The following is a 12,857-nucleotide window of genomic DNA, read 5'->3' as shown; positions in this document are numbered from 1 at the left end:
TGCAACATGACGACGACGTTCTGCACGTCGCCGGCGTCCTTCTCGATCGTCACCATCGGCGCGGCGAGCAGGCGCTGCTCGGTCATCTGGTGCGAATGCATCCAGTGGGTACCGGGGGTGAGGAGGAAGTCGTGGACGTCACGGCCGCCGACCGGGGTCTCGCCGCCGCCGGGGCGCGAGCGGTCCTGGTCGAAGGCGGCGAAGACTTGGCCGTGCCAGTGCATGATCAGCGGCCCGCCGGTGGCGTTGACCACTTCGCCGGCGAAGCGCTCGCCCTCGCGGGCCATCAGCCCCGGCTGTCCGTTCGGCCCGGTGAGGCCGAAGACGGTCGCCGCCTTGCCCTTCACCTCGAGCGTGCGCGACCCGACGGTGAGGAGCGGCGCGGCGGCCCGGGCGCCGCCGAAACCCGTGAGCCCGCCGAGGAGCAGCGCCGAAGAGCCGACGAGCAGGCGGCGGCGATCGAGCGAGAGGGGCGAAGGGGTGTGGGTCATGGCGGTACTCCGAGGAGGCGGGGGAGACGAGGGACGGGTGCGGGCGGCCGGGCGCGTCAGCCGCCCCAGCCGCGCGGGAAGTCGGCGAAGACGGACATCCGACCGCCGTCCGCGAAGGCGATCACCCGGAACGGATCGGGCGCCGTGCCGGGCGTCTCCATGCCGGGAGAACCGATCGGCATACCCGGCACCGCGAGACCGCGGATCGCCGGTCGCTCGGCGAGCAGGCGGGCGACGATCTCTGCCGGTACGTGGCCCTCGAGCAGATAGCCATCGATCTCGGCGGTATGGCAGGAGGCGAGCGCCATCGGTACGCCGAGGCGCTGCTTCATCGCGTCAATGTCGTCGGTGATCTCGATCCGGGAGTCGTAGCCGGCCCGCGTCATATGGGCGACCCAGGCCTCGCAGCAGCCGCAGCTCGGATCGCGGTGGACCCGCATCGTCGATCGTGCCCGCGCCGGGCCGGCCGCGACGAGCGCGGGGGCGGTGACGGCGAGGCCGCTGAGCAGGGTGAGAAAACGGCGTCTTTCGATCATCGTTCGTGCCTTTCGAGAGCGATCGGCGGTCGGTCGCCGGTCGCGATGCACCCGGTTCAGAACTTCGCCTGCGCGGTGATGCCGTCCGGTCCGGTGAGGCGGACCGCGCCCTTGACGCCCTTGGGCACCGGCACCGGCGCGGTGCCGACGAGGCGCGACGGCTCGGCCGGCTCCAGCGCGAAGCGCACCGGCTTGCCGTCGACGACGAGGATCGCCTCCGCCTTGAAGCCGGTCGAGGGCACCGCCGCATCCGCCATGTCGGAGAGATGGACGGTGACCGTGGCGCTGCCGTCGACGACCAGCTCCGCATGGTGGCGGGAGCCGGCATCGACCAGCGCGCCGCCGTGCGGGCCGAGGCGCGGTTGATGGGCGGCGGCCGGGCTGGCGGTGACCAGGGCGGCGAGGGCGAGCGCGGCGAGGAGGGTCGACGGACGGATCATGGAAGCCTCGGTCAGGGATCAGTAGGCCTCGAGCGGCCGGGAGGAGGACGTGGGAGCGTCGGCCGGGACGGCCTGGGCGCGCGCCTCGGCGACGGCGCGTTCGAGCGAGCGGCGGCCGAACATGAGGACCAGCACCGGCGTCACCAGCGTGTCGAGGGCGGTCGCCGTGACGAGGCCGCCGAAGATGGTGACGGCGACCGGGTGGAGGATCTCCTTGCCCGGCGCGTGGGCGTCGATCATCAGCGGCAGCAGCGCCACGCCTGCGGAGAGCGCCGTCATCAACACCGGCGTCAGCCGCTCGAGCGAACCGCGCACCACCAGCTCGGGCCCGAAGGGCAGGCCCTCGTGGATCGCCAGATTGAGGATGTGGCTGATCTTGAGGATGCCGTTGCGGGTGGCGATGCCGGTGAGCGTCACGAAGCCGATCATCGAGGCGACCGACAGCGGCTGCCCGGCGATCCACAGCGCCGCCACCGAGCCGATGAGGGCGAGCGGCACACTCGCCATGATCACCCCGACGAAGACTGCCGAGCGATAGCGGCTCCACAGGATGGCGACGACCAGCACCAGCGAAACGATCGACAGGAGGCCGATCTTGCGCATGCTCTCCTCCTGCGCCCGGAAGGTGCCGTCGAGCCCGGTGGAGATGCCCTCCGGCAGGCGCGTCGCTGCGACGATGGCGCGGATGCGGCCGATCACCTCGCCCATGTTCGCCTCGCCGGCGGTGTTGGCGAAGACGACGACGCGGCGATGGCCGTTCTCGCGCAGGATCTGGTTGGGGCCGTCGGTCTCGACCACGTCGGCGATCTGGCGCAGCGGGATCCAGCCCTCGGGGGTCTCGATCAGCATGCCGCCGAGCGCCTGCGTCGTGCGGCGCGTATCGTCGAGGCGCATCACCACGTCGAAGCGGCGATTGCCGTCGACGACGCGGCTGACGAGGCGGCCGTTGGAGAGGCGCTCCAACTGATCGGTGACGGCCGCCGGTTGGAGGCCGTGCAGTGCGGCGCGGCGGTAGTCGACGATCACCTCGAGCTGCGGGATGCGCACCTGCTTCTCGACCTGGAGATCGACGACGCCGGGGACGGTCGCGAGCTTGTCGCGGAACTCGGCGGCAACGGCGCGCATCGTGTCGAGATCCTCGCCGAAGATCTTCAGCGCGATCTGGGCGCGCACGCCGGAGAGCATGTGGTCGAGCCGGTGCGAGATCGGCTGGCCGACGTTGGTGGCGACCGGCAGAACCGCGAGGCGGGCGCGGATGTCGGCGGCGATCGCGTCCTTCGAGCGGCCGCCGGCATGGAGGTCGACCTCGACTTCCGAGGAGTGGACGCCCTCGGCGTGCTCGTCGAGCTCGGCTCGGCCGGTGCGCCGCCCGACAAGCTTCACCTCCGGCACTTCCAGGATCAGCCGCTCGGCGACGAGGCCGACGCGGTGGCTCTCGGCGAGCGAGATGCCGGGATCGAAGAGGAGGTTGATGGTCAGCGTGCCCTCGTTGAAGGGCGGCAGGAATGTGCGCGGCAACTGCGTCGCGGCGACCACGGCGAGGACGACGCCGAGCCCGGCGCCGACGAGCGGCAGCGCCGGGCGGACGAAGACGAAGCCGAGCGCCCGGGCGTTCGCCCGCTTGAGCTGACGCACCAGCGCGCCGTCTGCATGGTCGAGCCGCTTCAACCCCGGCAGAAGCCAATAGGCCATGACCGGCGTCAGGGTGATCGACACCAGCAGGCTCGCCGCGATCGACACCACATAGGCCTGTCCGAGTGGCGCGAAGAGCCGGCCCTCGATGCCGTCGAGCGAGAAGAGCGGCACGAAGACCAGCACGATGATCATCGTGGCGTAGACGATGCCCGAGCGCACCTCGCGGCTGGCGTCGACCACCACGTCGAAGACCGAGCGCGGATTGCCCACTTCGCGGTTCTCGCGCAGGCGGCGGAAGATGTTCTCGACGTCGACCACGGCGTCGTCGACCAGCTCGCCGACGGCGATGGCGAGCCCGCCGAGCGTCATGGTGTTGATGGTCAGCCCGGCGAGGTGGAAGACGATCGCCGTCACCAGGATCGACACCGGCACGGCGGTGAGCGAGATCGCCGTGGTCCGGACGGCGAGAAGGAAGGAGAAGAGCACGAAGGCGACGACGACGACCGCCTCCATCAGCACCTTTTCGACGTTGCCGATCGACGCCTCGATGAAGTTCGCCTGTCGGAACAGCAAGTCCTTCGCCGTGATCCCCGCCGGCAGGGCGGGCGCCAGCTCGGCGAGCGCCGCCTCGATGTCGCGGGTCAGCCGCACCGTGTCGACGCCCGGCTGCTTCTCCACCGAGACGATGACGCTCGATCGCCCCATGAAACCGGCCTCGCCGCGCTTCAGCTTCGGCGCGTGATCGACGGTCGCGACCTGCTCCAGCGTCACCGGGCGACCCTCGACTGTGGCGACGACGAGACCGCCGAGATCGGCGAGGCTCTTGGTGCGACCGATGGCGCGGATCAGAAACTCGCGGCTGTACTGGTCGGTGAAGCCGCCGCCGGTGTTGGTGCCGAACCGGGCGACCGCCTTCTCGATCTGATCGAGGCCGACCCCGAGCGCCCGCATCGCCGCCGGATCGGGCGAAACGCGGAACTGCCGCACCTCGCCGCCGATCGGGATCACCTGGGCGACGCCGGGTATGGTGAGGAGGCGGGGGCGGAGGACGAAGTCGGCGGTCTCGCGCAGCTCCATCGGCGTCACCGCATCGCTGCCGGTGACGGCGATCAACACGATCTGGCCCATGATCGAGGCGACCGGCCCCATCTGCGGCATCACGCCGGTCGGCAGCTGCGCCTGGACCAGCGTCAGCTTCTCGGCGACCTGCTGGCGATTGCGGAAGATCTCGGTCGACCAGTCGAACTCGACATAGACGATCGACAGACCGACGCCCGACACCGAGCGGACGCGGGAGACGCCCGGCAGGCCGTTCATCTGCGTCTCGATCGGCCAGGTGACGAGCTGCTCGACCTCGGGCGGCGCAAGCCCCTCGGCCTCGGTCATGATGGTGACGGTCGGCCGGTTGAGATCGGGGAAGACGTCGACCGGCAGCCGGGTGGCGGTGAGCGCTCCCCACACGACGAGGGCGGCGGCGATCGCCACCACGAAGATCCGGTTCTTCAGCGACTGCGAGACGAGGAACTGGAACATGCCGCCTCATCGGATCTGGTTGAGGAGTTCGGCGCCGCCGGTGACGATCCGCCGCCCCGCCTCGACCCCGGTGACGATCAGCACCCGCTCGCCGTCGAGCGGCTCGACCCGGACTTCGCGCGGCACGAAGCGCTCGGGATTGGTGTGCTCCCACACCAGGGCGCGGCCGTTGGAACCGCGCAGCACGGCGGCACGCGGCACCGCAATGCCGCCGCGCGTCTCGGCGAGGGTCGCCGACACCGTGAGGAGTTGCCCGGGGCGCAGCCCCTTGGCCTCGCCCGCCACCGAGAAGTGCACCGGCACCGCCTGGGCCCGGTCGGAGAGGCCGCTGCCGACGAAGGCGAGCGGGAAGCTCTCGCCGCCGGCCGGCCGGCCGGTGGCATGGGGCGCGAAGGCATGGGCTTCATAGGCGAGCGCCTCGACCCAGAAGCGGCGCGGGTCGACGATGCGGAACACCACCGTGTTGGGTTCGGCGATCTGCCCGGCGGTGGCGGCGACCGCCGCGACCACGCCCGAGACCGGCGCAACCAGCGCTTCGGCCGCGCGCTGGCGCTTCTCGAGACCGGCGCGCCGCGCCTTCAGGCCGGCGAGTTCGAGTTCGGCGTCCTCGATCTGGGCGCGGGTGATCGAGGTGGTGATCTGGCGATAGCGCTCGAGTCGGCGCTCCACCAGGCTGATCTGCTGGTCGAATTCGCGCGCCTGCTGATGCTGGGTGGTGACGTCGGCCGCCGCCACCGCCGGCTCGACATGGGCGAGCACATCGCCGGCCACGACCGCCGTGCCGAGCCGCGGGAAGCCGCCCGGCGGCGGCCGTAGACGGCCGGCGAGCGACGATTGCACCACGCCCGATCCGTCCGGGTCGGGAATGACCCGCCCCGGCAGCTCCACCGTCGTCGGGTGATCGGCGGTCTCGGTGAAGAGGGTGCGCAGGCCGAGGATGCGCTGGCTGGTCTTCGGCACGAACAACGAGCCGTCGGGAAAGCGTTGCGCGAGATCGCGCGGCGTCTCGGCCGCCCGCGTCGGCGTCGGCGGCGCCAGCCCGGCGACGAGGAGGCCGGCGAGGGTCGTGGCCGCGACACGGCGGCGCCGGAAGGAGGCGGCGACCAGGAGGCCGACGGCGAACCCGATACCCGTCCATCCCCATCCGCCGACGCCGTCGGCGAGCGTACCCGTCCCGCTCTCGCCGGCGCGGGCCGGCGAGACCGCCGATCCGGAGGTAGGCTTCGCCTCGGCCGCTGTGGGCAGGGTCAGGGTCGTCGTCAGCACGTCGACGATGTCGCCGGCCTGAACCGTCACCGCGAGATCGAGGGTCCGACCCGGCGTCGCCCACGGTGCGGCAAGCCGATAGATGCCGCCCGCCGCCGTCGCCTTCGCCACACCTTCCGGTCCGTCGATCTCGACGGTCGCATCGGTCACCGGCTCGTTGTCGCGGAAGCGGTCGATCAGGATCTCCAGCGCTCCGCTGCGGGCCACCACGACCATCTCGAGATCGGCCGAGGAGGCGTCGGCGCGCGGCGCCACCGTGACGGAGACCGGCGGCGGCGGGGCGCCATGGTCGTGACCGTCGTGGGCATGAGCTCCCGGCGCGGCGAGGAGGGCGATAGCGAGGGAAGCGATGGCGAGAGAGGCGACGCGAGGGTTGAGGCGCATGGAGTTTCCGGTCACGGGAGGATGGCCGCCCCCGACCCTGCCTCGGTTCGCCCGTCGCAGGATTTCAGTTCTGTAACAAATTGTTTCACGCCACCCGTGGCACAGAGTGGGTCGCCGGCAGCCGCACTCGGACGAGGAGGCCGGTCGGCGTGTTGTCGGCGAGCTCGATCGACCCGCCGTGGGCCTCGACGACGCGTCGCGTGATGGCGAGGCCGAGACCCCAGCCGCCGGTCTCGCGGTTGCGCGACGGCTCCAGGCGGACGAACGGGTCGAAGACGCGGGCGCGCTCGGCCTGTGGGATGCCCGGCCCTGCGTCGGCGACGGTGACGATCACCCCGTCCGTCTCCGTCGTGACGCGGACTTCCGCACGGCCACCATATTTCACGGCGTTGTCGACGAGGTTGGCGAAGGCGCGCTTCAGCCCCAACCGCCGCCCCTCGACCACGGCGCCGCGGGCGCCGTCGAGCGAAACGTTGCGGCCGGCGTCGGTCTGGTCGTCGACCAGGGTGGCGAGGATCGCGGCGACGTCGACCGGTTTCACCGGTTCGTCGTCACGGTCGCCGGCGAGATAGGCGAGCGTCTGGTCGATCATCCGCTCCATCTCGTCGAGGTCGCCGGAGATGGCGGCGCGGGTCGCGACGCTCTCGACCTCGCCGAGACGCAGCCGGAGCCGGGTGATCGGCGTGCGCAGGTCGTGGCTGACGGCGGCCAGCGCGTGGGTCCGGTCGTCGATCATCCGCTTGATGCGTCGTTGCATCTCGTTGAAGGCGACGGCGAGGCTGCGGATCTCGGTCGGCCCGTCCTCGGGCACCTCCACCGTCTCACCGCCGCGATAGATGCGCCGTGCCGCATCGACGAAGCCGAGCAGTGGTCGGGTCAACCAGCGCACCATGAGGATCGACAGGACGATCGCGCCGAGCGCCATCAGCGAGGTCGACAGTAGAGTGCCGTGGCCGTCTTCGGGACGCGACGATCGGGCGACGAGCGAGAAGTTGATCCAGGTCCGGTCGGGCAGGCCGAGCGAGACGACGGCGAGGTGGGGGTCGTCGTGATGGGCGCGGTTCGCGCCGATCACCACCTCGTCGGGTGCCAGATCGTCACCGATCGTCCGCAGTTTTTCGGCGAGGCCGGCGAGTTCGGTGCTGCCGGGACCGCCCGCCACGGCGTGTTCGCTGCGGCTCCAATGAGCGTCGATCGCGCCGCCGGAGAGATCGTGGGCGACTGCCTCGCGTTCCGCCGGGGCCACCCGCATCACCGCCCGGCGGATGGTCAGGAGCCGGTCGGCGAGGCGCATCTCGTCGGCCGCCGTCGTCTCGTGCTCGAGGGCGTGGCGATAGGTCCACAGGCTCAGGAGATGAACGGCGCCGATGCCGAGGAACAGCACCAGCATGGTGCGGGCGGCGAGGCTCGAGCCGAAGGCGTGCATGTGACCCCTCACGACCGGTCGACATCGGGAACGAAGAGATAGCCTGCGCCGCGTACCGTCTTGATCACCTCGCCGCCGGTCTCCAGCTTGCGCCTGAGCCGGCTCACCTGGACGTCGATCGCCCGATCGAAGGGTTCGGCGCCGCGGTTGCGGGTGGCGTCGAGCAACTGCTCGCGGCTCAGCACTCGTTGCGGCGTCTCGAGGAAGGTGAGGAGAAGATCGTATTCGCCGGTCGACAGATCGATGACGACGCCGCGCGGATCGGTGAGTTCACGCCGGGCCGTGTCGAGCCGCCAGCCGGCGAAGCGGATCTCTCGTCCGCTCTTGGCGCCGCCCTCGCTCGGTCGAGCCCGGCGCAGCACGGCGCGAATGCGGGCGAGAAGTTCGCGCGGATGAAAGGGCTTGGCGAGATAGTCGTCGGCGCCCATCTCGAGCCCGACGATGCGATCGACGTCGTCGCCCTTGGCGGTGAGCATGATGATCGGCAGGGAGGAGCCGGCGCGCAGTTCGCGGCAGAGCGTGAGACCGTCGGTGCCCGGAAGCATGACGTCGAGCAGGACGAGATCGGGCCTTCGATGCGCGATCGCCTCGCGCATCTCCACGGCAGTTCCGACCGACGTGACGCGGTGTCCGTCCTCCCTCAGGAGTTTCGAGACGAGGCGGCGAATCTCGCCGTCGTCGTCGACGAGCAGGATTTCGTGACCCAGGATCTCCATCGTCTTTCCGGCCTTCTCCGCTGCTCCCATGCACTCTCGGTGGTGGCCGATTTTTCCCGACGGGACAAGATCGTCGACGGCTCGACGATCGGCGCGGCGGAGCAATTCAGGGTTCGGCTCTGGGAAGGTGCCAATCTCGGGCGAGGGCCATCAGCCGCACGCCGATGGCGACAGTCGCGCCGATCGGCGCCGTGAGGGAGTAGGGAACACCGAAGTAGGCCCCGAACGACACGATCGCCGCACCTGCCAACGCTGCTACGGCATAGATTTCCCGGCGAAGGACCATCGGCGTCGTCGCGGTGAGGATGTCGCGCGCAATGCCACCCCCGATCGCCGTCAACATTCCGAGAAGCGCCGCCATCAACGGTGAGATGCCTGCATCCAGCGCCTTCCGGGCGCCGACGACCGCGAACAGTCCGAGCCCGAAGGCGTCGAAGACGGTGACCGGCGCGGACAGTCGGGAAATCGGACGATAGGCGAACCAGCAGGCCGCTCCCGCGAGGCACGAAATGGCAAAGTAGTGCCATGAGGCGATCGCCACGGGTGGGACGGCGCCGATCAGCAGGTCGCGAACGATTCCTCCGAACGATGCCGCGACGAAGGCGAGGAAGATCACCCCGAAGGGATCGAGGCGCCGCTCGACTGCTCGAGTTCCGCCACTGAGCGCGAAGACGAAGACGCCCGCGAGATCGAGAATGGTCAGGAGCATGCGAGGTCATCCGAGGACGGTCGAGCGGGCGGTTCACCAGCCTATCGATCGGACCTCCGAATTGGAACGCCCTCGTCGTTCATGCCTGCGTTGGGAGGGTTCGGCCTGAGGGTCGGTCCACGGACAAGCGGCCTCGAATCGAAGTGGCGCCGATCCCTCGCGCGCTTCGTGCCATCTCCGTCTTCTCCCGGGCTCATGCCGCGCGTGGCCGGGTCGCCACGGGCGCGCGAGATGGTTCGACACGATTGCGTCCGGTCTGTTTGGCCCGATACATCGCAGCGTCTGCGGCACCGACGAGTTCGTCGATCGATCGCGGCGCTCCTTCGGACGTCGCCCAACCGACGCTCGCCGTCACCGTCACCCGTCGTCCATCGACCTGCGGGCGGGCCGCCTCGACCGCCGCGCGGATCTGTTCGGCGATGGCCGCGGCGTTCGCGACGCCCGCATTCGGCAGGAGCACGATGATCTCCTCGCCTCCGATCCTGGCGACGATGTCAGCCGGTCTCACCGCCGAGCGGACCGCGTCGGCGACGGCGACGAGCACCGTGTCACCGCCAGAATGACCGAAATGGTCGTTGATCGACTTGAAGTGGTCGAGGTCGATGAAGAGAACCGAAATGGGCTGGTAGTCACTATCTGCCGATCGATCGAGCTCGGAACTGACGTCGCGGAAACCCTTCAAGTTGAGGAGCCCCGTCAATCCGTCGTGATGGGCCGCACGGTCGATGATCGCGTAGGCGGCATCGAGGTCGGCCGCATGTCGGGCGGCCTGCCGATTGAAGGCATGGAACATCGCGCCGGCACAGGCCAGACCCAGACAGAACGTCCCGATACCGTTCACGGAGAGGTCGACCCACCCCACCATCCGCGACGCGACGACGACCGCGATTGAAAGAGCGACGTTCGCCCAGCCGGCGATCGTTCCGATCAGCAGGAAGGTTCCGCCGGCCTGCACGTAGAACCAGAGGAAGCGCATCTCATCGGTCGGCATGTTGTAGAGGGCCGACAGGAAGACCAGGAAACTGCTGCCCGCGTGGGCCCAGGCGAGTGTGACGAAGAGCTCGGGACGACGCAGCAGCAGCGCGGTGAGCGTCACCGATGCGGCGATGTGGGCGAGATTGGCGGCGAAATGGGTCGAAGTGAGCGGGATAGAGCCGGACACGGCGCCGAGTTCGAAGACGGACGTGAACACGGCTCCGCTGACCATCATCAGCAGGAGAAAGCGCCGCTTGAAGTCGGCGATGGACGGGCGGGTCGTCATCTTCGGGGCTCGCGGTCGGGTTCGAGCGCGAGCATGTCCCGAAACCGGTGAAGACTTCGCTTCGCTGAGCCTCCGGATTTACGAGGATCGGTCCCGCCCCGGCCATCCGCCCTCCGTGGGCTGGTGGTGGTTCACCGAGGCGGGTTCACGCCGCGACCTCTGCGAGGAACTTCGCGACCTCCTGCGACAGGCGGTTCGTCGTGAGCGACAAGGCATCCGAAGCGGCGTTCACCTGACCGGCCTCGCCGGCGGCGGCGCGGATGACGCCGTTGACCCCGTGCATGTTGTCGACGACGACGGCGGTGCCGTCCGAGACGCTCTGGATCGATGCGGCGATCTCTCGGGTGACCGCTTCCTGCTCCTCGACCGCCGAGGCGATGACCGCGGTCACGCCGGCGATGTCCTCGACCGTCCGGGAGATCCCGCGGATGGCGTCGACGGCGCTCTGGGTGGAGGTCTGAATGCCGGCCACGTGGTCGGCGATCTCGGTCGTCGCCTGCGCGGTCTGCTGAGCGAGTGACTTGACCTCGGCCGCGACGACGCCGAACCCGCGGCCCATCTCTCCGGCGCGCGCCGCTTCGATGGTGGCGTTGAGGGCGAGGAGGTTGGTCTGGCCGGCGATGTCGCGGATCAGCCCGACGACCGCGCCGATGCGCTCGGCCGCGTCGGCGAGCGAGGAGACGTCGCGATCGGTGGCCAGAGCGGTCTGGGTCGCCTCGGCGACGACGGCGTTGACCCTCTGGGTCTGTCCGGCGATCTCGCGGATCGACGCGGCGAGTTCCTCGGTCGCGGCGGCGACCGTCTGGACGTTCGACGAGGCGCCGGCGGTCGCCGTCTCGACCACCCCGGCGTCGGCTTCGGCCGAGCGGGCGAGATCGGTGAGCGCGACGGCCGTGGCGCGGACCGTCGACGTTTCGGTTTCGAGCGAGACCAGCATCGAGGAGACCGACGAGCGGAACGCGTCGATGACCCGCTCTATGTCGGCGCGCCGCTCGCGTTCGCGGTCGCGATCGGTGCGCACCGTCTCGTCGAGGTTCAGACGGTCGACCGCGTGCCGGCGCAGCACTTCCAAGGCACGGACCATGCCTCCGATCTCGTCATGGCGATCCTGGCCGCGGATCTCGAGATCGGTGTCGTTCTCGGCCAGCCGACGGGTCCAGTCGGTCAGGTCGACGATCGGTCGGGTGATGTTGCGGGCGAGGATGACCGAGAAGGCGGCCGTTCCGATGCCGACGACGGCCAGAAACACGCTCAGGCCCCAGAACCTCAGGCCGGCGCCCCATGCGAGACCGTCCGCGAGCGCGACGATGTCGGCGGCGACGCGGTCCTCGATCGTCTTCATGGCGTCGATCCGACGGGTCGCCGCCGCGAACCAGGCCTTCGCCGGGACCGCGCGGACGTCGGCGCCGAACGGCGCGTTCCAGGCGATCGCCCGCATCCGGTCGACGTCGGCCTGGACCGTATCGCCGAGCGAGGCGTCGAAGGCGGCGACCTCCTCCGGCGTCGCCAACCGGCGGAAGGTCGCGAGGTCGGCATCCTGCTCGGCGGCGAGACGCAGCAGCGAACGATGGATCTCCGGGGAGAACGCGCCGGCGCCGAAGCCCGCAGCGCCGGTCGCACGCTCGCGCCCGGCCAGTTCCTTGCCGTGGAGGAGGGCGTTCCAGGCGGTCGTGGCGCGGATCACTTCGGGGGAGCGGGTGCCGCTCGACACGCTCTCGGTCATGGCGAGCAGTCGGGCGATGGTCGCGGTGTAATAGGCGATCGCATCCGGCGCCGAGGTCGTCAGCGCGGAGATGCCTTTGCGAACTGCCTCGATCTCGGCGACGGCGCGCCCGGCCTCGTCGAGAGGGCGGCGGAAGACCTCGCCCTCGGGCAACAGGACCGGCTGGTCGAAGGCGCTCCGGAAGGCCGCCAGCGCCCGATCGGTTTCGACGCGTTGACGGCCCATGTCCTCGGCGAAACCCGTGCCTTTCGAGGCGATGAAGCCCGAGGAGATCCCGCGTTCGCGTTGCAGCTCGTGGATGAGGCCGGAGACCGCCGGAGCGAGCCGGACGACGCCCGCGATTTCTCGCGCGCGCCTCGCGTCGGCGTGCTCGGCCGACAACATGTGCGCCGCCAGACCGGCGAGCACCAGGATCGGCAGGAGGCACAGCATCAAGACCTTCTTGGAGATCGAGAGATCGAACGTCGGTCGGGTCATTGCGCTGTTCACCATCACTGGAATGCCACTCGATCGGGAAATTGCGCTCGAACTCATTGACGCAGCGTAAAGACTGCTGAACGACCGCTGGACAGCGCTGTGGTGGCTGGGTTCGAACTCCGCCGCGAGACGAAACCATTCCCCGCTCTTCTCGTCGGCATCCCGTCGAACCTCGGCCTCGTGACGATCAACCCGCTTCGGGGTCGGCTACGCGCGCGTGCCGCCGACCGGCCGGGCCGGTCCGGTGATCGCGGCCGGGG

10 protein-coding genes are annotated in these 12,857 nt (G+C 69.9%); all 10 read right to left on the bottom strand.

Annotated features, from left to right (window positions below):
* The coding region (locus ACT541_RS19080; protein ID WP_476138685.1) for a multicopper oxidase domain-containing protein at positions 1–491 on the bottom strand (491 nt) is incomplete at its 3' end.
* Between the two features lie 56 nt (positions 492–547).
* Positions 548–1,027 carry a DUF411 domain-containing protein gene (locus tag ACT541_RS19075; RefSeq protein WP_476138684.1) on the bottom strand — a complete coding sequence of 160 codons (480 nt, stop codon included), beginning with the start codon at positions 1,025–1,027 and terminating at the stop codon, positions 548–550.
* Between the two features lie 56 nt (positions 1,028–1,083).
* Positions 1,084–1,467: a hypothetical protein gene (locus ACT541_RS19070; RefSeq protein ID WP_476138683.1), complete on the bottom strand. Its 384-nt coding sequence runs from the start codon at positions 1,465–1,467 to the stop codon at positions 1,084–1,086.
* Between the two features lie 18 nt (positions 1,468–1,485).
* On the bottom strand, positions 1,486–4,635 hold the full coding sequence (locus ACT541_RS19065) for an efflux RND transporter permease subunit (protein ID WP_476138682.1): 3,150 nt from the start codon (positions 4,633–4,635) through the stop codon (positions 1,486–1,488).
* Between the two features lie 6 nt (positions 4,636–4,641).
* Positions 4,642–6,285 (bottom strand): efflux RND transporter periplasmic adaptor subunit, encoded by a 1,644-nt coding sequence (locus ACT541_RS19060; protein WP_476138681.1) that lies wholly within the window; start codon positions 6,283–6,285, stop codon positions 4,642–4,644.
* An 85-nt stretch (positions 6,286–6,370) separates the two neighbouring features.
* Positions 6,371–7,711, bottom strand: a complete 1,341-nt coding sequence (locus ACT541_RS19055) for an ATP-binding protein (RefSeq protein WP_476138680.1) — start codon at positions 7,709–7,711, stop codon at positions 6,371–6,373.
* A gap of 8 nt (positions 7,712–7,719) precedes the next feature.
* Positions 7,720–8,457 carry a response regulator gene (locus ACT541_RS19050; RefSeq protein ID WP_476138679.1) on the bottom strand — a complete coding sequence of 246 codons (738 nt, stop codon included), beginning with the start codon at positions 8,455–8,457 and terminating at the stop codon, positions 7,720–7,722.
* Positions 8,458–8,533: 76 nt separating this feature from the next.
* The gene (locus tag ACT541_RS19045; RefSeq protein ID WP_476138678.1) at positions 8,534–9,136 is read right to left on the bottom strand and encodes a trimeric intracellular cation channel family protein; all 603 of its coding nucleotides are present in this window, start codon (positions 9,134–9,136) and stop codon (positions 8,534–8,536) included.
* 193 nt (positions 9,137–9,329) lie between these two features.
* Positions 9,330–10,397 carry a GGDEF domain-containing protein gene (locus ACT541_RS19040; protein ID WP_476138677.1) on the bottom strand — a complete coding sequence of 356 codons (1,068 nt, stop codon included), beginning with the start codon at positions 10,395–10,397 and terminating at the stop codon, positions 9,330–9,332.
* 145 nt (positions 10,398–10,542) lie between these two features.
* A complete protein-coding gene (locus ACT541_RS19035) occupies positions 10,543–12,597 on the bottom strand; it encodes a methyl-accepting chemotaxis protein (protein ID WP_476138676.1) in 2,055 nt (684 codons plus the stop codon).
* Positions 12,598–12,857: the final 260 nt, after the last annotated feature.

The sequence above is a fragment of the Pinisolibacter sp. DMC100 genome, from assembly GCF_056313705.1.
Note: the sequence above shows the minus strand (reverse complement) of the source record. Positions and strands in the feature narration are given on the sequence as shown.

Excerpts from the sequence above, each read along its gene's own strand:
- ACT541_RS19035 (WP_476138676.1), bottom strand. The coding sequence starts at position 12,597 with ATGACCCGACCGACGTTCGATCTCTCGATCTCCAAGAAGGTCTTGATG.
- ACT541_RS19055 (WP_476138680.1), bottom strand. The coding sequence starts at position 7,711 with ATGCACGCCTTCGGCTCGAGCCTCGCCGCCCGCACCATGCTGGTGCTG.
- ACT541_RS19070 (WP_476138683.1), bottom strand. The coding sequence starts at position 1,467 with ATGATCCGTCCGTCGACCCTCCTCGCCGCGCTCGCCCTCGCCGCCCTG.
- ACT541_RS19065 (WP_476138682.1), bottom strand. The coding sequence starts at position 4,635 with ATGTTCCAGTTCCTCGTCTCGCAGTCGCTGAAGAACCGGATCTTCGTG.
- ACT541_RS19060 (WP_476138681.1), bottom strand. The coding sequence starts at position 6,285 with ATGCGCCTCAACCCTCGCGTCGCCTCTCTCGCCATCGCTTCCCTCGCT.
- ACT541_RS19040 (WP_476138677.1), bottom strand. The coding sequence starts at position 10,397 with ATGACGACCCGCCCGTCCATCGCCGACTTCAAGCGGCGCTTTCTCCTG.
- ACT541_RS19045 (WP_476138678.1), bottom strand. The coding sequence starts at position 9,136 with ATGCTCCTGACCATTCTCGATCTCGCGGGCGTCTTCGTCTTCGCGCTC.
- ACT541_RS19075 (WP_476138684.1), bottom strand. The coding sequence starts at position 1,027 with ATGATCGAAAGACGCCGTTTTCTCACCCTGCTCAGCGGCCTCGCCGTC.
- ACT541_RS19050 (WP_476138679.1), bottom strand. The coding sequence starts at position 8,457 with ATGGGAGCAGCGGAGAAGGCCGGAAAGACGATGGAGATCCTGGGTCAC.